Genomic DNA, 22,204 nt, shown 5'->3' with positions numbered 1-22,204 from the left:
CGTCCTATAACCTGAGGCGCATGAGCCTGGATCCACGCACCAACACTGTCGACGGAGTGCTTCGGCGCTCGGCAGCCAAGTACCCCGACCGTGTAGCCGTCGTATTCGAAGATCGCACTCGCACCTACCGCGAACTCGACGACGCGGTGACGCGGGTCGCCGCCTACTTGCTCGGTCTGGGGCTCGAACACGGCGACCGCGTCGCGGCATACGGAACCAACTCCGACGCCTATGCAATCGGATTTCTTGCCTGTGCACGAGCAGGTTTGGTGCATGTTCCGGTCAATTACGCACTGAAGGGGGAGGAACTCCGGTACCTCGTGGCGCAGTCAGGCGCCCGCGCGGTGTTGGTGGATCCGGCATTGGCGCCGACGCTCGACTCGGTACGCTCCGACCTCGATCTCGATCACGTGATCGCACTGCGGGACGCGGAACTGTCCGTCGTCACGATCGGTGAGGCAGGCGAGGTGCCGGTCTTCGAACCGCGTGCGACGTCGACCGATCTGGCGCAACTCCTGTACACCTCGGGCACCACCTCGAAGCCCAAGGGCGCCATGATGTCTCACGGTGCACTGGTTCACGAGTACGTGTCCTCGGTGATCGCGCTCGGCCTCGACAAGAACGACAACCCGCTGATCTGCATGCCGATGTACCACTCCGCGGGCATGCACGTCTTCATGCTGCCGTACCTGTCCGTCGGCGCGACGGTCAGTCTGATGCAGGCGCCGGACATCCCGGAAATCCTGCGCCGTGTCGAAGCCGAAAAGATCGGATCGCTGTTCCTGGCGCCGACCGTGTGGGTACCGCTGGCCAACCATCCGGACCTCGAGACCCGCGATCTGTCGTCGCTGAAGAAGGCGCAGTACGGCGCCTCGATCATGCCGGTCACCGTGCTCAATCGTCTGCGCGAGCGCTACCCGGACATCGGTTTCTACAACTGCTTCGGCCAGTCCGAAATCGGCCCACTGGCAACAGTTCTCCAGCCCAGCGAGCATGCTGATCGCCCGTCTTCCTGTGGTCGCGCGGTGTTCTTCGTCGAAACCCGCGTCGTCGACGCCGACGGAAACGATGTCGCCGACGGTGAGTCCGGCGAGGTTCTCTACCGCTCACCGCAGCTGTGCAACGGCTACTGGGAGAATCCGGAAGCCACCGCCGAGGCCTTCCGTGACGGCTGGTTCCATTCGGGCGATCTGGTCGTGCGGGACGAAGAAGGTTTCATCACGGTCGTCGACCGGATCAAGGACGTCATCAACACCGGCGGCATCCTGGTGGCGTCACGCGAGGTCGAAGATGCGGTCTACACGCACCCCGCCGTGGCAGAAGTTGCCGTGATCGGTACGCCCGACGAGAAGTGGATCGAGGCCGTCACCGCGATCGTCGTGCTCAAGGACGGCAACGACGAGTTGACGCCCGAGGCGTTGATTGCCCACGTCAAGGAGCGAATCGCTCCGTTCAAGGTGCCCAAGCATGTCCGTTTCGTGGCCGAGCTTCCGCGCAACCAGAGCGGCAAGCTACTGAAGCGGGAACTGCGCACCGTCTGAAGCTTGCTATAGGTTCTGCCTTACCTTCGGTTCGTTTTCAGGTCTTTGACTCCGATTGCCTCACGGTATTGACTTCGGGGGACGGCATGGACTTCGGAAACAGCAAGGTGAGTGGTGGGAATGCAGGTCGACGCAGATGACTTCGCAGATATCTTGGCGACTGCGCGGGAGTTCATCCGTAAGGAAGTAGTTCCGCGTGAGCAGGAGATAGCCGACACCGACGCCATTCCTGCGGACATACGCAAGAAGGCCGCAGCTATCGGGCTCTTCGGTTACGCGATCCCTCAGGAATGGGGTGGGCTCGGACTCGATCTCACCCAAGACGTCGAACTGGCAATGGAATTCGGCTACACGTCTCTGGCGCTGCGTTCGATGTTCGGTACCAACAACGGAATTGCCGGGCAGGTGCTGGTCGGCTTCGGTACCGACGAGCAGAAGGCTCAGTGGCTCGAGCGCATCGCCTCCGGTGATGTCGTGGCTTCCTTTGCTCTCACCGAACCGGGCGCGGGCTCCAACCCGGCCGGCCTTCGGACCAAGGCAGTGCTGGACGGATCCGACTGGGTGATCGACGGCAACAAGCGGTTCATCACCAATGCTCCACTGGCGCAGCTGTTCGTGGTGTTCGCGCGCACTCGCCCGGCGGATTCCGATGGTCCGGGAATTGCAGTGTTCCTGGTTCCGGCTGACACGCCAGGTGTCACGGTCGGTCCCAAGGACAAGAAGATGGGTCAGGAAGGTGCTTGGACCTCCGAGGTCACCTTCGACAACGTCCGGGTTCCCGAGTCGGCCCTCGTCGGTGGCGACCAGGACACCGGATACCGCGCAGCGATGACGTCTCTCGCGCGCGGACGAGTCCATATCGCGGCGCTTTCGGTGGGAGCAGCACAGCGAGCGCTCGACGAATCTGTCGCGTTCTCCGTGGTCACGGAACAGGGCGGCACCGCGATCGGTGACTTCCAGCTGGTTCAAGCGATGTTGGCAGACCAGCAAGCCGGTGTGATGGCAGGGCGTGCGATGGTGCGCGAGGTGGCCGCGCGGTACGTCAGCGGTGAGGATCGCCGTCTCGGGCCTTCGGCGGCAAAGCTTTTCTGCACCGAGATGGTGGGCAAGGTCGCAGATCTCGCCGTGCAGATCCACGGGGGCAACGGGTACATGCGCGGTGTTCCGGTCGAACGTATCTACCGTGAAGTTCGCCTGTTGCGCCTGTACGAGGGAACCAGCGAGATCCAGCGTCTGATTCTCGGTGGTGGGCTCGTGGCGCAAGCGAAAAAGCAAAACCAGCGCTGACACATTTTCCAGACGAGCTTTAACCTCACGAACGGAGTGGACATGGGATTGTTGGACGGCAAGGTTGCGGTAGTGACCGGCGGAGCCCAGGGCATCGGGCTCGAAATTGCGCGCACCTTCATCAAGGAAGGCGCGACCGTCGTTCTCGGCGACATCAACGAAACCGTGGGAACGGCTGCGGTCGCCGAACTCGGTGGAGAGTCGGTCGCCCGTTTCGCTTCCTGCGACGTGCGTGACTCCGGACAGGTCGAGGCCATGCTCGATCTGGCCGAAAGCGCTTTCGGTCCAGTCGATGTCATGGTCAACAACGCCGGCATGACGCGCGACGCCACGATGCGGAAGATGACCGAGCAGGACTTCGACGACGTGATCGCCGTTCACCTCAAGGGCGCCTGGAACGGAACACGCGCTGCCGCCGCCCGCATGCGCGGGCGTGAGACGGGCGCGATCGTGAACATCTCGTCGATCTCCGGCAAGGTGGGCATGCTCGGGCAGACCAACTACTCGGCCGCGAAGGCCGGGATCGTCGGTCTGACGAAGGCCGCGGCAAAAGAGGTCGCGTTCAAGAACGTTCGCGTCAACGCCGTTCAGCCCGGACTGGTCCGCACGGCGATGACCGAGGCGATGCCCGAACGGATCTGGAACGAGAAGCTTGCCGAGATTCCGATGGGGCGCGCAGCCGAGCCTTCGGAAGTTGCTTCGGTTGTGCTGTTCCTCGCGAGCGACCTCTCGAGCTACATGACCGGCACGGTTCTCGAGATCACCGGCGGCCGCCACATCTGATCCGTCCTGTTCGAGTGCAAGAATTCAGAGTGCAAGAATTCAGAGTGTGAGAATTCTGGGTGTAAAACTTCTGGGGTGACTACTGACATGGGACAGCCGAACTCGGATCTTCCGCTCGACGGAATCACCGTAGTTGCACTCGAACAGGCGGTGGCGGCACCGCTCGCCACCAGACATCTCGCGGACATGGGTGCGCGGGTGATCAAGATAGAACGCGTCGGCGAGGGTGACTTCGCGCGTCACTACGACCAGGCGGTTCACGGTCAGGCATCACACTTCGTGTGGCTCAACCGTTCCAAGGAATCGATCGCCGTCGATGTGAAGTCGGAAGCCGGCCGGCAGATCCTTCTCGATCTGGTCGCGCGAGCCGATGTGTTCCTGCAGAACCTGGCTCCCGACGCAGCCGCGAGACTGGGGTTCGGCGCGGAGGAACTGCGCGATAAATACCCACGGCTCATCGTGATCGACATGTCCGGCTACGGCAGTGCCGGCCCGCGGCGTGAGCGCAAGGCCTACGACATGTTGGTCCAAGCCGAGACCGGAATGATCTCCGTGACAGGCACACCGGAGACGGCCACCAAGACCGGCATCCCGGTCTCCGACATCGCGGCAGGAATGTACGCGCTGACTTCGATTCTGAGCGCCCTGTTCCGTAGAGAGCGAACGGGCAAGGGAGCGCTCGTCGAGGTCTCGATGTTCGATTCCACCGTCGAGTGGCTGGGCCATCCGATGTACATGAAAATGTATGCGGACAAGCAGATTCCACGTGTCGGTCTCGGCCATGCCGCGATCGTTCCCTACGATTCGTATCCCACGGCCGACGGCGAAATCCTGATCGGCGTCCAGAACGATCGTGGATGGCGAGCGCTGATGGTGGACGTGTTCGAGCGAGAGGATCTGGTCGATCATCCGCGTTACCGCACCAACATCGTGCGCGTCGAAAACCGTGGCGAGGTAGACGAATTGGTGGGCTCTCTGACGCGTCTGTACTCGACGACAGATCTGGATCAGCGTCTGGCCGCCGCTGGTGTTCCGGCCGCGGCACTCAACGACATGGCCGGTCTGCTGGAACATCCGCAGCTGGAGAAGCGTGCCAGATGGCGGTCCGTGGGCACCGAGAACGGTCCGATCGATGCCGTGCTGCCTCCGATGACGTATTCGGATGTCGAAATGCGCATGGGTGACGTTCCGGCACTCGGCCAGCAGACGGATTCTCTGCTGGCCGAGTTGGGACTTACGGGCGACCGGATCGCGGAACTTCGCCGCGACGGATCGATTGGTTAACGCTTCTAGCGTCGCAGGTTCTCGAACACCGCGGCAATCCCTTGTCCGCCACCGATACACATGGTCTCGATCCCGTACCGTGCCTGGCGCCGGTCGAGTTCGCGCAGCAGATTGGCGAGGATCCGCCCACCGGTAGCGCCGACAGGATGTCCGAGCGAGATTCCGGAACCGTTGACGTTGAAGCGTTCTTCGATGTCCTGCGCGCTCAATCCCCAGGCTTTGGCGCACGCGAGAACCTGGGCGGCGAAGGCCTCGTTGACTTCGATGAGGTCGATGTCGTCCAGCGACAGATCGACACGGGAGAGAGCCTTCGCCACGGCAGGCACCGGTCCGATGCCCATCCGGTTCGGCTCCACACCGGCCACACCCCAGCTGACCAGTTTCGCGAACGGCCGCAGGCCCAGCCGTTCGGCGTTGGCCGCAGTGGTGACGATGGCCGCGGCTCCGGCGTCGTTCTGGCCGCAGGCGTTTCCGGCGGTGACTGTTGCTTCAGGGTCGACGCGACCTCGAATGGGGCGCAGTGCAGCAAGATCGGACAGTTGTATCCCTCGGCGCGGATGCTCGTCTTGGGTGACGACTGTCTGCTCACCACGGCGTCCGGGCACCGAAACGGGAATGGTCTCGTCGTCGAAGTACCCACTGTCTTGGGCGTGAACGGCCCGTTCGTGCGATCGCACCGCGTATCGGTCCTGCTCGTCGCGGGTGATCGAGTACTCCCGGCGCAAGTTCTCGGCGGTCTCGATCATGCCGCCTTCCACCGGAAAGTTGACTCCGCCGGAGTTCGTGCGCGGTTTGGCCAATCGGTCGTGGAACTCGACGGAAGGGCGCTTTGTGCCCCAACGCATGTCGGTGGAGTAGAACTCGGTTCCGCTCATGCTTTCGGCGCCGCCGGCGATGACCAGATCACTCATCCCGGTCTGTACCTGCATCGCGGCGTAGATGATCGCCTGCAATCCCGAACCGCAACGGCGATCGAGTTGTATTCCGGGAACGGACACGTCCAGACCGGCGTCGAGTGCCGCGATTCGCCCGATGGCCGCGGCCTCTCCGTTGGCGTACCCCTGACCGAAGATGACGTCGTCGACATCGGTGGACGCAATGCCGGTTCGTTCGACGAGGCCACGCACAACAGTGCCGGCGAGAGTGGTGACGGGAACGTCCTTGAAGACTCCGCCGAATCCGCCCACCGGGGTGCGAACGGGTTCACAGATGACTGCGTCGTGCATGGAATGCGCCTGTCTCGAGGAGAGGTGGGGAATGCGTCGCGTGAACGGGCCGATCGAAGGGCCCGTCGCGACCTGGCCACTCGAATATCCAGCACGCGTGGCGCGGTTGTCAACAGCAGGAACGACCTGTTCGGACATAGTCTCCGCCATACGGTTCGTATGCGAAATCGACTTTGACACATATACCCTTCGGGGATTGAATGGATACAGCGTCTCTGCCGCACACACGTCGCGGCGGGATGAAAGTTCCTGGAGTCGAATCAATTTCGTCGACCGGGAGGGCACGAAGTACCGACTGACAGGTGGAACAGTGACTCGTTTGGCGCAGACGGCGGGATTGACCGAAACTCAGACCGATATCGTCGGGGCGGTACGCGAGTTCGTCGATCGTGTGGTCATCCCCGCGGCGCAGGAACTCGAACACTCGGATACGTACCCGACCGACATCGTCAAGCAGATGAAGGACATGGGTCTGTTCGGACTGACCATCGACCCCGAGTACGGGGGTATCGGCGAATCATTGCTCACCTACGCGCTGTGCGTCGAAGAATTGGCCCGTGGATGGATGAGCGTGTCCGGTGTCATCAACACGCATTTCATCGTGGCTCACATGATTTCGGCGCACGGGACGCCGGAACAGAAGGCGAAGTACCTGCCGCGTTTGGCTTCCGGGGAACTCACCGGTGCATTTTCCATGTCGGAGCCTGCCCTCGGTTCCGATGTTGCTGCCATATCGACCAAGGCGAAGCGGACGGACTCCGGCGATTACGTGATCACCGGCCAGAAGATGTGGCTGACCAACGGGGGTTCCTCGACCTTGGTGGCAGTCCTGGTCAAGACGGACGAGGGCGCGGAGAAGCCGCACAACAATCTGACGACGATATTGATCGAGAAACCCGCAGGTTTCGGCGAGGTACTCCCGGGCCTGACCATTCCGGGCAAGCTCGAGAAGATGGGGTACAAGGGAATCGACACCACGGAGATGATCTTCGACGGTTTCGAGATCGGAGCCGAGGAGGTTCTCGGTGGCACCCCTGGCTCGGGATTTCGGCACATGATGGACGGCGTCGAGGTCGGCCGGGTCAACGTCGCCGCGCGTGCCTGCGGAATTGCCCAGCGCGCTTTCGAACTGGCTGTCACCTACGCCAAGCAACGCGAGACTTTCGGCAAGCCGATCGCCGAGCATCAGGCCATCGCGTTCCGGATCGCCGAGATGGGCACCAAAGTCGAAGCGGCACATCTGATGATGGTCAACGCTGCCAGGCTCAAGGACTCGGGTGAGCGCAACGATGTCGCCGCGGGTATGGCGAAGTATCTGGCGAGTGAATTCTGCTCGGAGGTCACCCAGGACAGCTTCCGTATCCACGGCGGATACGGCTATTCCAAGGAATACGAGATCGAGCGGTTGATGCGTGAGGCGCCGTTCCTTCTGATCGGTGAAGGCACCAGCGACATCCAGAAGCAGATCATCAGCAAGGGCCTGCTTCGCACGTACAACTGAGCCGAGAAGCGGCACCGCGAATATGCGCGGTGCCGCTTTGTCGTGTCGGGTCAGCGGGAGGACGTCAGCGGGTGAAGGCCAGGGTTGTCACCGGTGACCGGTTGCCGTATGCGTCAACGGCTTCGACGCGGGCTTCGTACGCGGTGCCCGCTGCGGCATCGGGAATCGGAATGTCGAGGCTGTTCGGCCGCGGCATGAAGTAGAAGTCCGAGAGCACCTTCGACGAGACCACCTTCGCTCCGGTGGCTGTGTCCGTGACCTCGACGGCGTAGTGGTGCACCATCTGATCGTCCTTGGCCTGCGCGATCCTCAGTGCGGTCGCACCGTTTTCGCCGGTCGTCACCGAGAGCGGAGTGCTCGAGGTGAACTCCGGCGCGTGCGTGTTCCGTGCGCCCGAGGTGTAGCGGAAGTTGTCCTTGATCTGCTGGTTGGTCGACCCGTCGAGTTCGACCGTCCACCCCGAACCGCTCAGCGTGCCCGCGCTCGAGTACGGCGGCTGCCAGTTGGCTGACCACGCGCCACCGGCGTAGATGTCGTGCTTGTCTGCCGCCATGTTGATTCGGTTGATTTCCGTGCGGTTCTGGTAGACCTCGACGAAGAGCGCTTGGGCAGTGGGTGATTCGAAACGGTTCGCGAGACCGGACTCGGTCACCATCTGGTAGCCGTGATCGATTTCGATGTACGACATCGAGCCGTCGTTGACCGACGTGAAGTCACGCTGATGGATCGACCGGTCGTCGTTGTTGTTCAGATGTGAGTGCCCGGAGAAGAAGATTGCCTGAGGGAAGGCACTCAGGTCTTCGGTCAATCGAGGGTTCGACGCCTGCTGCCCGTCCATGGCTGTGTTGCTTGCCGGCCGGTGTCCCTGGACCAGGATCGGCTTGGTTAGGTTCCCGGACTCCGCGGTGATTTCGGTCAGGCGGGACTTCAGCCAATTGCGTTGCGCTGAATCATTGTTGTAGGTTTCGGTGTTGACCGTGAAGAGATGGACACCATTGACGTCGGATTCGTAGTATCCGCCACCGGAATCCGGGAACCACTCCGCCGGATATCCGGCTCTGATCGCCGCGAGACTTGCATCGTGATTGCCGTTGGAGATCAGGAGTTGTGTGTCGTTCATGCCCTTTCGGGCGAGGTTTGCCTGGAAGATTTCTGCGACGATCTTGTGGTCGGGCCCCTTGCCGTCTCCGTTGTCGTTGATCATGTCCCCGTTGGAGAGGATGGCGTCGGGTTTCGGGTAGATGGAACCGATTGTGTCGAAGAAGCTTTCGTACTTCTTGTCGTTGTTCGCGTGATCGCCGACGTGGACGTCGGACATCACGACGACCTGAGCCAGCGGCTTTTCCGAGGTCTTGATCAGGTAGCCGAACGAGACGGCCGCGCTCGCGTGATCGCCGCGGAAAGCTGCGACAGTGACGTTGGTGTCCTGTGCGATGTGCAGCGGACGTCCCGGCGTGGCAGCTTGGCTGTCGGTGGTGGGTGTCGTTCCGTCCACGGTGTAGCGGACGGTGGCGCCGCGCTCGGCGGTGAAGGTCAGGTCGACGGGGTGCTCGTACCGTCCGCCGGGGACGCTGACGCCGGGCGCTGCGGGCGGCGTGTTGTTCTCGCCCGAAGAGCTGCCCCATTCGAAGGACGAACTGCCCCAGCCGGGTTCGGCGTGGGATTCGGCGGGGGCGATGCCGGGAACGGCGAGAGCCGCTGTCACGGCTGCTATCGCGATGGTCGTACGTCTCACGAGGATTCCTTGTCTTCGACGCGGTGGTTCAGACCTATCCGTAATTGGTCTGGACCAATTACGGTAGGTGGCGCCGGGTAGAAGAAGGTGTGTCCTGAATGTCCGATTAATGAAGCGTGTGTGAACACCCTGCAGTGCTTGGTACCGGTATACCCGGCTGCGTTTATGGCAAAGTCGATGGAGTGGACCTACGTCAGATCGAGTACTTCCTTGCCGTTGCCGGTGGTGAGTCCTTGTCGACGGCTGCGCAGAATCTGTCGGTCACCAAGCCGTCGCTGTCGCAGGGTATTCGTGGCCTCGAGCGCGAACTCGGAGTCGAACTGTTTCACCGTGTCGGTCGCGGTTTGGTGCTGACGGCAGCAGGTCGGGCGTTGGTAGGGCCGGCGAGGCAGATGACTCGCAGCAGCGCGGCCGCGTTCGACGTCGCGATCGGTACGGCCGACGAGCCTCGTGGCCGGCTCGACATCTGCTCCGCGGCACATGGTCTCGAAGGTCCGATCGCACGCATCGTGGCGGACTTTCGTGAGCGGTGGCCTGCTGTGACCGTTCGGGTCGGTGAGTTGCCGCAGGGTGCAACGTCTGAGCAGGTGTTGGCAGACGGCGCGTGCGAGGTGGTCTTCAGTTACTGGCCACCCGACATGTCGGCGCTGTCCACGAAAGTGTTGGGGGTGAACGAGTACTGGCTGGCAGTGCCGTCGGGGGTTCATCCCGACGTCTGGCCGAATGGTGTGAAACCCGCTGCGGGAGAGCCGGTGTCATTGACGGCATTGCCCGATCTCCCCGTGGTGGGTGTGCTCAAACACTCGCGGGCTCGCCTTGCCATCGAGTCGTCTCTGCAGGCCGCCGGGGCCCGGACTCGGATGTCGACGGAGTTGGCGCAGCGGGAGACCGTCGGCGCGTTCGTCTTTGCTGGTTTGGGCATGGCATTCATGGAGCGTTCGTTGGCCGAGAGATCGGTCGCGTCCGGCGCGGAGATATTTCCGGTGGAGCCGCCGATCTCACTGAATTACGGCGTCGAGTTCGATCCGGAGACGCTCTCGCCGTTGGGCAGGCTGTTCGTGGAGGGCTTGTGACGTGGGGAGATGTTCTCGATGTACGCAGACCCGGCCGGTGAGAGCGGGCCGTCGCGGTAGACCAAGATCGTCTGCCGGGTGATCGGTGGGAAAAGCGAGCGAACCTCAGATGCCGGTGAGTCTTGATCGGCGATCGATCTGGGCAGCAGCGCGGCGCTTACACCTTGCCCGACCATTTCCCGGACAGCAAGGCGATCTGGCACTTCCACGACGACGTCGGTGAGTTCCAGATCGTCGTCGATCGAGTGCCCGCGCCGAACTGCGGATGCCTCGACCACCATTGGCAGGCGCGCGACCACGGTGCGCGGAACCGGATCGGGGAGGTCTGTGGCCAGGCGAATGGGGATCGACAAGACCGTTTCCTGGGTGCTCACGGCAATTTCTCGAAGCCCGTCGGAGACTTCGGTACCCGGGTGGGTCTCGAGAAATCCGAGTTCACACGTACCTGCTCTGACGAGCGCGCGCACGTCCTGTGCGTTGGCGGAGGCGTTCGTGGAGAACCGAATTCCGGGTGCCGTCAGATGGAGGCGTCCGGCGACCTCTGCAACAGGGTCGATGGCGAGATCGGACTGAACTGCTATGGCGAGTTCCCCGGCGCGCAAAGCGGTTACCGCAGCCACCGCGGCCTCGGCCCGAGCAACGTCGGCGAGCAACGTACGGGCAGAATCGGCAACTGCCAGTCCGACCGTGGTGGGAGCCAGACCGCGAGTGGTGCGCTCGAAGAGTGTGGCTCCGAGAGTTCGTTCGAGGTTGCGCACGGCCTGCGAGAGGGACGGTTGCGAGATACGCAGGACGTCCGCGGCGGCAGTGACGCTGCCGTGATCGACGACCGCGACGAGATATTGCGCGCTGCGTATGTCCATCCCGGGTGCCTGCATCTGACGAATTCTCCCAGATGACGGAGCCTTGGCGGCGGTGACTTGCTGCGACCTGCTGACATAGGTCTGAGCTATGGCTCTGTGCGCCTTCTCGTCTTTGTGGCGCAGGCCATAGCGATGGTCGACTGTTCCAGTACCACCGACCGCGGTTCGTGCTCGGTGAGTACCTGGAACACAGGAGCGTGATGTGAGCGAGCTTCACCTACCCAACCGGATACGTCACTCGGCGTCGACACGGCCGTCCGATCCGGCAATCACGTGCGGCGACCGAATGTTGACTTGGGCTGAGCTGGATGGCGAGACCAGCACCTTGGCGAGTGCGCTGGCAGAAGTGACCACAACGGGTGCTCGTGTCGGTGCGCTACTGCGTATGGGCCTCGAAGGTGCGGAAACCTTCATCGCATGTGCGAAGGCAGGCGCTGTGTTCATACCGTTGAACTGGCGGCTCAACCCACTCGAACTCGTCGACATCGCCGAGGACGCGGAGCTCGACGTCTTGATCGTCGATGACGAGTTCGCCGCGGGGGCGGCGGCGATGTCCGCAGCGTTGCCGGACATCGAGGTCATAACCGTGGGAGCTGCAGGGGTCCTGCCGGATTCGCGAACCTGGGCGGAGTTCGTGGCATCAGGGACCGGTGTCGACCCCGGACACGGGCACGATCCGGACGCAGCAGTTCTGCAGCTGTACACGTCCGGGACAACCGGCCGGCCCAAGGGCGTCGTGGCCACGCACCGGAATCTGTACAACGAGCCCGAGGGGTTCGATGTCTACGAATTCGGTTCGAATGCAGTCGCACTCGATGCACTTCCCCTCTTTCACATCGCCGGTGCCGGCTGGATGAGTACATGCTTGTCGGCCGGAGTGCCTTTGGTGCTGCTCGGAGACATGGCGCCTGCTCGGGTCGCTGATGCCATCGCGACCCACCGCGTCACCCACGCATTTCTGGTGCCTGCAGTCATTCAGACGCTGGTAGATCTGCCGACTCTCGACAGTTTCGATCTGACCAGCCTGGAGGTGGTCGCCTATGGGGCGTCACCGATCACTCCGGCGCTCCTCGCCCACGCGATGACTGTCTTGAACTGCAAATTCGTTCAGCGATACGGGATGACCGAGACGACGGGTTCGGTATCCGTCCTTCGTGCTTACGACCATCATGTGAGCGGGCCGCGTTCGGAGTTGCTTCGCTCTGCGGGCAAGCCGATGATCGGCGTCGAGATCTCGATTCGAGACGTCACCACTGGTGAGGAATTGCCGCCCAATAGTTCCGGTGAGATCGTCGCGCGCAGTAGAAACAACACTCGCGGATACTGGCGACGTGACCGTGAGACCGCCGAATTGTTCACCCACGACGGTTTCCTCCGAACGGGGGACGCCGGCCATCTGGACGACGAGGGGTATCTGTTCGTCACCGATCGACTCAAGGACATGATCATCACCGGCGGAGAGAACGTCTATCCGATCGAGGTGGAATCCATTCTGGCCGAGCACCCCTCGGTCGCCGAGGTCGCGGTGGTCGGGGTTCCCGACAAGCGCTGGGGTGAATCCGTGACCGCAGTGGTCAAACTGGTCGACGGTGCCGACGTGCCGAGCGTCGACGAGTTGATCGCTTTCAGCACAGCGAAGTTGGCGTCGTACAAGAAACCTCGCCAGATCCATTTCGTGGACTCCCTACCTCGCAACGCGAGCGGGAAACTGCTCAAGTCGAGCCTGCGGACCATGCTGAACGCGAGCGGAGAAGCATCATGATCGTGACCGAAGACGTCGGTGTCGCACAACGTGAGGCATGGGCGAACAAAGTCCTTCCACCGGTCGAACAGGTGCGGGACGGATTGTGGTCGATCCCTGTTCCTATGCCGGACAACCCTTTGCGCTACGTACTCGTCTACGCACTCGCGCTCGACGACGGACTTGCCCTCATCGACGTCGGTTGGGATCACGAACAGTCCTGGCAGGCTCTCGTCGACGGCATAGCATCGATCGGATACCACGTTTCCGAAGTGCGCTATGCGGCAATCACGCACCTGCATCCCGATCACTTCGGCCTGGCGCCGCGTCTTCGGCAGGTCAGCGGCGCGACACTTGCGATGCACGTGGCCGACGCGACGCTCCTCGGGTACCACGGGCCCGAACAGACCCGCGACGACATCAGTGGCTGGAACCTGCAGTTGTCCGAACTCGGCGCACCGGCCGAAGTGCTCGACGCGTCTCGGGTCGACCTGGTGCGGTTCGCCGAGCACGAAACCATCGACATTGTTCTGGGAGAAGGGGATTCACTCGACCTACCCGGTTGGAATCTCCGCGCCCAATGGACACCGGGGCACACTCCCGGACATCTCTGTTTCGTGGAAGAGGACAGAGGCTTGTTGTTCAGCGGCGATCACATGCTGCCGAGGATCAGCCCGAACATCTCCACGATTCCCGGTGAACTCGAGAACCCACTTCATCGTTATCTTCTCTCGCTCGAGGCGACGACAACACTGGGCGAGTGCGAAGTGCTTCCGGCACATGAATATCGATTCCGTGGGATCGCCGATCGTGCACGTCAATTGATGGGGCACCACGAGGAGCGATTGGCGGAGATCGTGGCTGCGGTGCAGGATGAGCCTGAATCCACGGCCTGGGAACTCTCACGCACGATCTCCTGGTCTCGCCCGTTCGAACAGATGTCGCCGCGACTACTTCGCTTGGCAGTCCGCGAAACCCATGCTCATCTTGTTGTTTTGGCCAAGCGGGAGATCGTGACACCGTCCGGCGGCACACCCGTGCGCTGGAGCATTCGCGCGCAGTGACCTTTCAAGAATCTCATCACGGAAGTAGGAACCGAACATGAGCGTCGTGCTCACCGACTTCGCCGACGGCGTTGCCGTCATCACCCTCAATCGTCCCGAGGCCAAGAACGCGGTCAATCTCGAACTTGCCGAAGCCTTGGCTGCGGCCATCGACGAGTTCGAGGAACGGGCCGATCTCACCATCGGCATTCTGACCGGATCTGGTGGAACCTTCTGCGCCGGTATGGATCTGAAGGGATTTGCGCGCGGAGAGCGGCCATCGCTACCGGGTCGTGGTTTTGCCGGTCTGACCGAGGCACCGCCGTCGAAGCCGCTGATCGCAGCCGTCGAAGGTTGGGCACTCGCCGGCGGTTGCGAACTGGCCTTGGCGGCCGACTTGATCGTGGCGTCCACGGACGCGAAATTCGGCCTGCCCGAAGTGAAGCGGGGACTTGCCGCGGCCGCCGGCGGACTCCTACGTCTGCCGAAAATTCTTCCGTATCAGTTGGCCATGGAAATCGCGATCACGGGGGATCCACTCAGTGCCACCGTGGCGCATCATCACGGCTTGGTCAATCGGCTCGCCGAACCGGGACACGCGCTGACCGTCGCACGCGAGCTTGCGGCCCGAGTAGCGGCTAACGGTCCACTGGCTGTTCGCGCGACCAAGCAGGTACTGGCAATGTCCGCCAAGTACACCGATCCGGATGCCTTTGTCGCGCAACGCGAATTCATCGATCCGGTCTTCACCTCTCGTGATGCCAAGGAGGGCGCCACGGCATTTGCCGAGAAGCGCTCTCCCGTGTGGAGTGGTTCATGAGTGCCGAGACGATCGAGCGTGCGGCCGTAAGCATCGAACGAGACGGTGCTGTCGCGACGATTGTTCTCTGTCGGCCGCACCGCCGCAACGCTCTCGATCTCGACGCCTGGATCGCTCTACGTGAAGCAGTCCTCGAACTTCAAGAGGACGCGCAGATTCGCTCGGTGATCCTGACCGGCGCGGATGGGACCTTCTGCGCGGGCTCCGATCTGGACAAGCGTGGCTCGTCGCACCCGCTCGATCGCATGCGTGTCATCAACGCAACGGCAATCGCACTGAGTGAGTTTCCCAAACCTCTGGTGGCGAAGGTCGACGGGTTTGCCGTCGGAGCCGGATGGAACATGGCGTTGCTCTGCGACTTCGTCGTGGCGGCCAAGGGTGCGAAGTTCAGCCAGATCTTTGCCAAACGGGGGTTGTCTGTCGACTTCGGTGGTTCGTGGATCCTGCCGAGACTGGTCGGCCTCCAACAAGCCAAGCGACTGGTGATGCTTGCCGAGACGATCGACGCACAGGAAGCCTACGAGCTCGGGTTGGTGACTTATCTGGTCGAACCGGCCGAGCTGGACGAACACACGTCAACACTGGCGCAGCGGCTCGCCGCCGGCCCGCCGGCCGCACTGAGTCAGTCTGCCGCCATGCTCGAACGTCACACCTCCCTCTCGTTGCGGGAGGCCTTGGACAACGAGGCGAGGGCGCAAGCGGTCAATTTTGCGACGGATGCCACCGACGCGGTTCGTGCCTTCGTGGAAAAGCGGGAGCCGATCTTCACCGGAGAGTGGGCCGTACCAGGGGCAACTCGGGTGGAGTGAGCGACGGATCGCTGGTCGTATGATGGATGAGTGGATCTGCACTTCGTCACCTACTTCGTCGCTGTTGTCGACCACGGTGGGATAACGAAGGCCGCTCAGGCTCTCTACATTTCGCAGCCCTCGCTGTCACAGGCAATTCGTACGCTCGAGCGTCGACTCGGCGCCACGCTGTTCGACCGGACGGGCAGGCGGTTGGTTCTTACCGACGCGGGCCGCACGTTCGATCTCGCGGCCAGGAGAATCCTTGCCGACGTCGAGCGCGCGAAGGCGAAAGTGACCGCCGTTCGCGAACTCGAGTTCGGTCGTGTCGACGTCGTCTCGTACTCGGCGTTCTCGATCGATCCGATGGTCGAGTTGGTCCGGCGATTCCGGGCCAACTTCCCGAAGATCGTCGTGCGTGTTCTCGACACGTACGGCCCGGCCGGGGTCGACAATGCGTTGCGGCGAGGGTCGGCCGAGGTCGGCGTCACCGATCTGAGTATCGGGTACGAAGGTTTGGTCACGGCTCCGATTGCCACTCAGGAGTTGGTGCTCGCCACCCATGCGTCGTTGTCCGGCCGACTTGCAACGCCGTTGGCGGATCCGGTTCCGCGAGCGCTCTTGCACAGTTTGCCGCTTGTGGTCGATCTCGGTGATCAATCGAATCAGTTCCGGGGCTTGCTCAGCGAAGGCGCCGAGAACGTAGTCGTGGACTGTGTCCACCCTGTGACCACGTGGGAACTCGTGCGTCGAGGAATCGGCGCCACTGTAGTGCCGAGAAGGGTTGCACAACAGCAGATGACAGACGTCTGCGCCTTCTCCTTCGATCCGCCGCTGACACGCGACGTCGGTATCGTCTATCGCTCGGGCGAGCAATCCCCGGCGGCCGCTGCATTCATCGCGACGGCTGCGGAAATGGCCACCTCCGCCGTTCCGTCCACGGAAGAGGAGTGAACTGTGGAGTTCCGGCAGATGGAGTACTTCCTCGCAGTGGTCGAGAACAAGGGGATCAACGGCGCCGCAGCGGCTCTCGGCGTTGCTCAGCCGACCGTGTCACAAGCGTTGCGCGGGCTCGAACGTGAACTGGGAGTGAGGCTGTTCCACCGCATCGGGCGCGGCATGGTGCTCAGTGCTGCCGGTCGCAGTCTGGTCGGCCCGAGTCGACAGGTTTTGCGAGACGTAGCTGCGGCGGCTGAACAGTTGACGGCATCCGATGGCGCCATCGTCGGTCGCCTCGACATCATGGCTTTCCCTGCACTGACCTCGGGGACGATCGTCGATCTGATTGCGGAGTTCTGTCGACGGTATCCGCAAGCGCGAGTCAGATTCTCGGAACTCGAGCGTGAGGACAATCTGGAAAGTCTCATCCGGGACGGCCACTGCGAATTCGCGGTGGCTCATCTGCCGCTCGAGGCGGGCGAAGGGCTCGAAATCGTCGAATTGGGGGAGCAGGAATACCGCCTGGTCTACCCGGCGGGAACGGAACTACCCGAGGGGCCGGTACGCCTTTCGGAAATGCCGGACATTCCCATGGTATTCGTTCCTCGCGGGGCAGCGATGGGTGACGCGATCGAAGATTCGATCCGAAAGGCCGGTACCAGAACGGAACTCGCGGTGGTGACCGAGCAACGGGAGTCGCGGCTCCCGATGGTCATCGCCGGACTCGGCGGCTCGTTGGTCGAGCGCTCGGTGGCGAAATCGATGCCTGGTCAGGTGGTGGAACGGGCCTGCGAGCCGAGATTCCTGCGTGCGTACGGTCTCGCCTTCGACCCCTCGACGTTGTCGCCGGTGGGACAGGTATTCGTGAACCTGATCCACGAGTACCTGTCCGACGAACGCCGGTCACAGCACTAGAGTCGGCAGATACGTTCTCGCGCGGCAGAGTACTCGGCGGCGAGACGCTCTACTACTGCATGCGTCGGAAGGACTGCATCGATCGCTCCGATGCCCTGTCCGGCACCCCAGATGTCACGCCAGGCCTTGGTATCGGTGTCGTTGGTCGCGAAACTCATTGCGGATGGATCGGATTCGGCCAGGTTGTCGGGGTCCAAGCCGGCGGCAACGATGCTGCCCCGCAGGTAGTTTCCGTGTACTCCGGTGAACAGGTTGGAATAGACGATGTCGGAGGCCCCTGAATCCACGATCATCTCCTTGTACGCAGGATCCGCGTTAGCCTCTTCGGTTGCGATGAAAGCTGATCCGACGTATGCCAAATCGGCCCCGGCCGCGAGCGCAGCGAGAATCGAATCACCATGAGCGATGGCACCTGACAACAGCAGTGGACCGGCGAACCACTCACGAATCTCCCGAATCAGGGCAAACGGCGACTGCCTACCGGCATGGCCACCGGCCCCGGCAGCTACCGCGATCAGTCCGTCGGCGCCCTTCTCGATCGCCTTGCGTGCAAAGCGATTGTCGATGACGTCATGGAGAACGATTCCGCCGTATGCGTGGACTGCGTCGTTGATGTCGGTGCGAGCGCCGAGGGACGTGATGACGATCGGAACCTCGAACTCGGCGATGGTCGCCAGATCCTCTTCCAGGCGGTTGTTGGACCGGTGGACGATGAGGTTGACGGCAAATGGCGCCGACGGATTCTCCGGGTGCTCACGATCATGTTCCTCACGAGCCACGGTGATCAGTTTGAGCCAATCCCGAAGTGCCGACTGCGGACGAGCATTCAGTGCCGGGAAGGACCCGATGATGCCAGAGGTGCACTGCGCGATGACGAGGTCAGGGGTCGAGATGATGAACATCGGTGAAGCGAGAACCGGGACACGCAGTTGCGACGTCAGGTCTGCGAAGGTCGTCACCTGGAACCGCCTTTCTGATCGACGGATTCGAGAAGTCTCGAGCGGAGGTCGGTCTTGAGGACCTTACCGGCAGCCGATGTCGGAAGGAGTTCTACCTCGACGACTTCGCGAATCTTCTTGTACGGCAGCACCTGCTCGGCGACGAACGCCTTGATCTGCTCGGCGTCGAACTCGGTGCCCGGAATCATCACGACGAAGGCTACGGGCTCCTGGCCGTTGTTCCCCACTTCGCGGCCGACGACCGCGGCAGTCGAGATCGCCGGGTGCGAGACCAGAATCTCTTCCAGTTCCCGCGGATAGACGTTGTATCCCTTGTAGATGAGCATGTCCTTGGCCCGGTCACAGATGAAGAGGTATCCGTCCGAGTCCAGGTACGCGATGTCTCCCGTGTCCAACCAGCCGTCGACGAACTGTTCTGCGGTGGTTTCCGGGTGTCCGAGATAGCCGTCGGTGACCTGAGGCCCACGCACCCACAGTTCGCCGCGTTCGTTCTCGCCCAGAACGGTCTTCCGGTCGAGCTGATCGCGAATCTGGATTTCGGTGTCGAAGATCGGGAGGCCGACGCTGCTCTGCCGATATTCCGAGCCGTTGATCAGCGGAGCGGCCGTGACCACACAGGTGGCCTCGGTCAGCCCGTAGCCTTCGACGACGAGCGCTTTGGGAAATGCCCGGCGGAGTGCGGCGAGCGTGACACTGTCGATCGGGGCAGCACCCGAAGAGACGACGCACACGCTGTCGGTGTTGCGCACCGTGGCGTCGGGATGAACCGACAGTGCGTGCCACATGGCGGGAGACCCGGTGAGATAGGTGGCCTCGTGCTTTTCGATCAGCTCGAGCATCCGGCCGGGTTCGAACCGACCGGCAAACACCTGGGTGAGACCGGAAATCAACAGGAACGACGTGTTGAGCAACGAATGTGCGTGGAAGAGAGGGGAGACCACGATGGTCGCCCCGGTCCCGGGCGTCGGACCGAGCACGTCGAGGCCATCGATGCGTCGAGGAGTGACGAGACCTTCAGGACCTGCATCCAACTCGTGACCGGTTCTCCACCCACACATCTGTGTGATGTTGCCGACGACGTTGCGGTGAAGAACACGAACACCTTTGGAGACTCCGGTGGTTCCGCCGGTGAACGCGATGTGTGCGATGTCGTCGCTACGAACCGAGGCAGGGGTGAATTCGGTGGGTAGATCGGCGATGAAGGAGTCGAATGCGACGACCGACTCCGGTGTGTCGAGCGCGCCCTCGGTGTCCTGGACCATCACGATCGTACGCACGGAGCTTCCTGAAGCGGCCGCGAGCAGTACGTGCAGCTGCGAACTCTGAGTCACTGCAGCAACGGCGGACGTCTCTTCGATCTGCTTGCGCAGGCCGAGCTCTGGCTGCAGTGGGTTGACCAATGTGACTGTCGCCCCGGCCTGTAGGCATCCGTAGTAAGCCTGGAGGAACTCGACGCAGTTCCCGAGGTGCATCAACACCACGTCGCCGACGCCCACCCCGGCTTGCCGCAGTGCGCCGGCGAATTGCGCACTGCGCTGGCCGAGTTCGCGGAAGGTGCACGTACGCTCGCCGTCCACGACGGCGAGGCGGTCACCGTAGAGCGCCGCCATGCTGGGCGCCCAGTACGCCATGGTGGTATCCGGGTATTGCATGTTGTGCCGCAGTTGTGGATTGGCGATCACGCTGGTGCCCGTCACCGGGGAGCCATTCGGATAGCGCCGTCGAGTCTGATGGTCTCGCCGTTGAGGTAGCCGTTCTCGAGCATCGAGACGGCGAGCTGGCCGAACTCGTCCGGACGACCCAGTCGTGAGGGATTGGGGACAGAGGCTTCGAGGGCCGTGCGCACGTCTTCGCGTAGGCGCGCCAGGAGGGGAGTGTCCATGATGCCGGGAGCAATGGTGTTGACGCGAATTCCGCGGCTGGCGAGATCGCGGGCAGCGGTGACCGTCATACCGACGATGCCGGCTTTGGACGCTGTGTAGTTTATCTGACCGATCTGACCTTCGAATGCTGCGACCGACGCCGTCATGACGATGGCACCTCGCTCACCGTCCACGGCGTCGAGTTCCGCCATCCGCTCGGCGCCGAGACGGAGTGCGTTGAACGAACCGACAAGATTCAGCTTGACGACGAACTCGAAATCTTCGACCGATCCGGCTTTTCCGTCCTTGTCGAGAATGCGCATACGACGCCCGGCGCCCGCGCAGTGGACGACGCCGCGGAGGCCGCTGCGCTCGTGCGCCGCGTCGAGTGCTTCGGCGAATTGTTCGCTGTCGGTGACGTCGGCCGGGGCGAATTGTGCGGCAGCACCGAGATCGGCCGCCACCTGCTTACCGTCGGACGAAGGCAGATCGATCAACGTGACCTGCGCTCCGGCGTCGAGCAGCCGTCGAGCGGTTGCCAGGCCGAGGCCTGAAGCGCCGCCGGTGATCGCGGTGGAAAGTCCCTCGAGTTTCATGGATCAATTCTTCTTTCCTGCTGGATGACGTGTCGGCCCGAAAGCGTTGTCGGGTCAGATCAATTCGAGAATGGTCGCATTGGCCATGCCGCCGGCCTCGCACATCGACTGGAGACCGTAGCGAATTCCGTTGTCGCGCATGTGATGTGCCAGGCGAGTCATCAAGATCGCACCTGATCCGCCGAGTGGGTGGCCGACCGCGATAGCGCCGCCGAGCGGATTCACACGATCGATGGCTGCGCCGGTTTCAGCCTGCCAGGCAAGCGGGACGGGGGCGAATGCCTCGTTGATCTCGAAGGCGCCGATGTCGTCGATGGACAATCCGGAGCGATCCAATGCCTTTGCGGTGGCGGCAATCGGACCGGTGAGCATGATGACCGGGTCGTCGGCTGCGACCACTGCGGTGTGAATACGAACGAGCGGCTTCCACCCACGTGCCCGGGCGTACTCGCTGGTCGTGACGAGTGTGGCGCCCGCCCCGTCGGAGATCTGAGAAGAGTTGCCGGCGTGGATGGCACCGTCGGCGTCGAAGGCCGGGGGCAACTTCGCGAGCGACTCCACACTTCCGCCTCGCCGAATGCCTTCGTCCTGGGACAAGCCCGCGATCGGAGTGATCTGCCCGGTGAATGCCCCTTCATCGGTGGCACGGGCCGCGAGTTCGTGTGAGCGGAGGGAGTATTCGTCCAGAGCTGTTCGTGTGAGTGCCCATTTCCGGGCCATCATCTCGGCGCCGGTCCCCTGGCTGAAACCGTCCACCCCGTAGCGTTCGAGTACCGAAGCCGGAAAATGCTCACCGTTCTTGCTGGCGGTACCCATCGGTACTCGTGACATCGATTCGACGCCTCCGGCTACGACCACGTCGTTCTGACCGGAGATGACGGTGGCCGCAGCAAAGGAAACTGCCTGCTGGCTCGATCCGCAGGCCCGGGTCAGTGTGACGCCGGGAACGCTGTCGGGCCAGCCGGCAGCGAGTGCCGCTGTGCGGGCGATGCTTCCGGCCTGCTCGCCGACCTGACTGACGCAACCCCAGATCACGTCGTCGACCGTCGCCGCGTCGAGTCCGGTCCGTTCAGCGAGCGCACGCAGTACATGGGCGGACAACTCGGCCGGATGGATCTCCGAGAGGGCGCGGCCGCGACGGCCGATCGGTGTACGTACTGCGTCGACGATGACGGCATCTCGCATGTATCTCTCCTGCTGTTCGTGCCCGGTTCTGCGACTGTGCGGTCGGGGCGTGTCTCGAGTCGA

The 22,204-nt window shown here is 62.6% G+C and carries 19 protein-coding genes; 12 read left to right on the top strand and 7 right to left on the bottom strand.

Annotated elements, in window-relative coordinates:
- The first annotated feature begins 20 nt into the window (after positions 1 to 20).
- From PCS43_RS22675 to PCS43_RS22660, 4 genes are all read left to right on the top strand, one after another.
- Entirely contained in the window at positions 21 to 1,541 is a 1,521-nt protein-coding gene (locus PCS43_RS22675; protein WP_003940405.1) for an acyl-CoA synthetase, read from the top strand.
- 120 nt (positions 1,542 to 1,661) lie between these two features.
- Complete coding sequence (locus PCS43_RS22670; RefSeq protein ID WP_064114207.1) at positions 1,662 to 2,828, top strand: acyl-CoA dehydrogenase family protein; 1,167 nt, start codon at positions 1,662 to 1,664, stop codon at positions 2,826 to 2,828.
- A 42-nt stretch (positions 2,829 to 2,870) separates the two neighbouring features.
- The gene (fabG, locus tag PCS43_RS22665) at positions 2,871 to 3,611 is read left to right on the top strand and encodes a 3-oxoacyl-ACP reductase FabG (RefSeq protein ID WP_058226592.1); all 741 of its coding nucleotides are present in this window, start codon (positions 2,871 to 2,873) and stop codon (positions 3,609 to 3,611) included.
- A gap of 87 nt (positions 3,612 to 3,698) precedes the next feature.
- On the top strand, positions 3,699 to 4,895 hold the full coding sequence (locus PCS43_RS22660; protein WP_007729534.1) for a CaiB/BaiF CoA transferase family protein: 1,197 nt from the start codon (positions 3,699 to 3,701) through the stop codon (positions 4,893 to 4,895).
- Between the two features lie 5 nt (positions 4,896 to 4,900).
- Here PCS43_RS22660 and PCS43_RS22655 read toward each other — a convergent pair whose 3' ends face one another.
- On the bottom strand, positions 4,901 to 6,121 hold the full coding sequence (locus PCS43_RS22655) for an acetyl-CoA C-acetyltransferase (RefSeq protein ID WP_007729531.1): 1,221 nt from the start codon (positions 6,119 to 6,121) through the stop codon (positions 4,901 to 4,903).
- A gap of 310 nt (positions 6,122 to 6,431) precedes the next feature.
- Here PCS43_RS22655 and PCS43_RS22650 point away from each other — a divergent pair, with 310 nt between their 5' ends.
- On the top strand, positions 6,432 to 7,622 hold the full coding sequence (locus PCS43_RS22650; RefSeq protein WP_007729528.1) for an acyl-CoA dehydrogenase family protein: 1,191 nt from the start codon (positions 6,432 to 6,434) through the stop codon (positions 7,620 to 7,622).
- A 64-nt stretch (positions 7,623 to 7,686) separates the two neighbouring features.
- Here the strand turns inward: PCS43_RS22650 and PCS43_RS22645 are convergent, their stop codons facing one another.
- Entirely contained in the window at positions 7,687 to 9,357 is a 1,671-nt protein-coding gene (locus PCS43_RS22645; RefSeq protein WP_209909936.1) for a chitobiase/beta-hexosaminidase C-terminal domain-containing protein, read from the bottom strand.
- 182 nt (positions 9,358 to 9,539) lie between these two features.
- Between PCS43_RS22645 and PCS43_RS22640 the strand changes: the two genes are divergently transcribed.
- Positions 9,540 to 10,430 carry a LysR family transcriptional regulator gene (locus tag PCS43_RS22640; RefSeq protein WP_007729523.1) on the top strand — a complete coding sequence of 297 codons (891 nt, stop codon included), beginning with the start codon at positions 9,540 to 9,542 and terminating at the stop codon, positions 10,428 to 10,430.
- Here PCS43_RS22640 and PCS43_RS22635 read toward each other — a convergent pair.
- Positions 10,364 to 11,308 (bottom strand): LysR family transcriptional regulator, encoded by a 945-nt coding sequence (locus PCS43_RS22635; protein ID WP_209909933.1) that lies wholly within the window; start codon positions 11,306 to 11,308, stop codon positions 10,364 to 10,366. The genes PCS43_RS22640 and PCS43_RS22635 overlap by 67 nt on opposite strands.
- Positions 11,309 to 11,495: 187 nt before the next feature.
- On the opposite strand from PCS43_RS22635, the gene PCS43_RS22630 reads away from it, so the two are divergent.
- The 6 genes from PCS43_RS22630 to PCS43_RS22605 are packed head-to-tail and all read left to right on the top strand — an operon-like array spanning position 11,496 to position 17,539.
- Positions 11,496 to 13,055, top strand: coding sequence for a long-chain-fatty-acid--CoA ligase (locus PCS43_RS22630; RefSeq protein WP_064074250.1), 1,560 nt, complete (start codon positions 11,496 to 11,498; stop codon positions 13,053 to 13,055).
- A complete protein-coding gene (locus tag PCS43_RS22625; RefSeq protein ID WP_030537195.1) occupies positions 13,052 to 14,098 on the top strand; it encodes an MBL fold metallo-hydrolase in 1,047 nt (348 codons plus the stop codon). Before PCS43_RS22630 ends, PCS43_RS22625 begins: the two co-directional genes overlap by 4 nt.
- A 37-nt stretch (positions 14,099 to 14,135) precedes the next feature.
- Complete coding sequence (locus PCS43_RS22620; protein WP_065351440.1) at positions 14,136 to 14,897, top strand: crotonase/enoyl-CoA hydratase family protein; 762 nt, start codon at positions 14,136 to 14,138, stop codon at positions 14,895 to 14,897.
- Complete coding sequence (locus tag PCS43_RS22615) at positions 14,894 to 15,706, top strand: enoyl-CoA hydratase/isomerase family protein (RefSeq protein ID WP_030537193.1); 813 nt, start codon at positions 14,894 to 14,896, stop codon at positions 15,704 to 15,706. The genes PCS43_RS22620 and PCS43_RS22615 overlap by 4 nt, the downstream gene beginning before the upstream one ends.
- 30 nt (positions 15,707 to 15,736) lie before the next feature.
- Positions 15,737 to 16,639: a LysR family transcriptional regulator gene (locus PCS43_RS22610; protein WP_007729501.1), complete on the top strand. Its 903-nt coding sequence runs from the start codon at positions 15,737 to 15,739 to the stop codon at positions 16,637 to 16,639.
- Between the two features lie 3 nt (positions 16,640 to 16,642).
- Entirely contained in the window at positions 16,643 to 17,539 is an 897-nt protein-coding gene (locus PCS43_RS22605) for a LysR family transcriptional regulator (protein WP_003939949.1), read from the top strand.
- Here the strand turns inward: PCS43_RS22605 and PCS43_RS22600 are convergent.
- The 4 genes from PCS43_RS22600 to PCS43_RS22585 are packed head-to-tail and all read right to left on the bottom strand — an operon-like array spanning position 17,536 to position 22,141.
- Positions 17,536 to 18,441: an NAD(P)H-dependent flavin oxidoreductase gene (locus PCS43_RS22600; RefSeq protein ID WP_245361854.1), complete on the bottom strand. Its 906-nt coding sequence runs from the start codon at positions 18,439 to 18,441 to the stop codon at positions 17,536 to 17,538. The two genes, PCS43_RS22605 and PCS43_RS22600, sit on opposite strands and share 4 nt — an antisense overlap.
- Before the next feature lie 53 nt (positions 18,442 to 18,494).
- Positions 18,495 to 20,150: a class I adenylate-forming enzyme family protein gene (locus PCS43_RS22595; RefSeq protein ID WP_209911712.1), complete on the bottom strand. Its 1,656-nt coding sequence runs from the start codon at positions 20,148 to 20,150 to the stop codon at positions 18,495 to 18,497.
- Between the two features lie 41 nt (positions 20,151 to 20,191).
- Complete coding sequence (locus PCS43_RS22590; protein WP_125052042.1) at positions 20,192 to 20,956, bottom strand: SDR family NAD(P)-dependent oxidoreductase; 765 nt, start codon at positions 20,954 to 20,956, stop codon at positions 20,192 to 20,194.
- A 54-nt stretch (positions 20,957 to 21,010) separates the two neighbouring features.
- Positions 21,011 to 22,141: a thiolase family protein gene (locus PCS43_RS22585; protein ID WP_003939840.1), complete on the bottom strand. Its 1,131-nt coding sequence runs from the start codon at positions 22,139 to 22,141 to the stop codon at positions 21,011 to 21,013.
- Positions 22,142 to 22,204 lie beyond the last annotated feature (63 nt).

The organism is Rhodococcus sp. C-2 (genome assembly GCF_027854095.1).
GTDB lineage: Bacteria > Actinomycetota > Actinomycetes > Mycobacteriales > Mycobacteriaceae > Rhodococcus_F > Rhodococcus_F qingshengii.
This window is presented reverse-complemented; position numbering and strand designations above follow the sequence as displayed.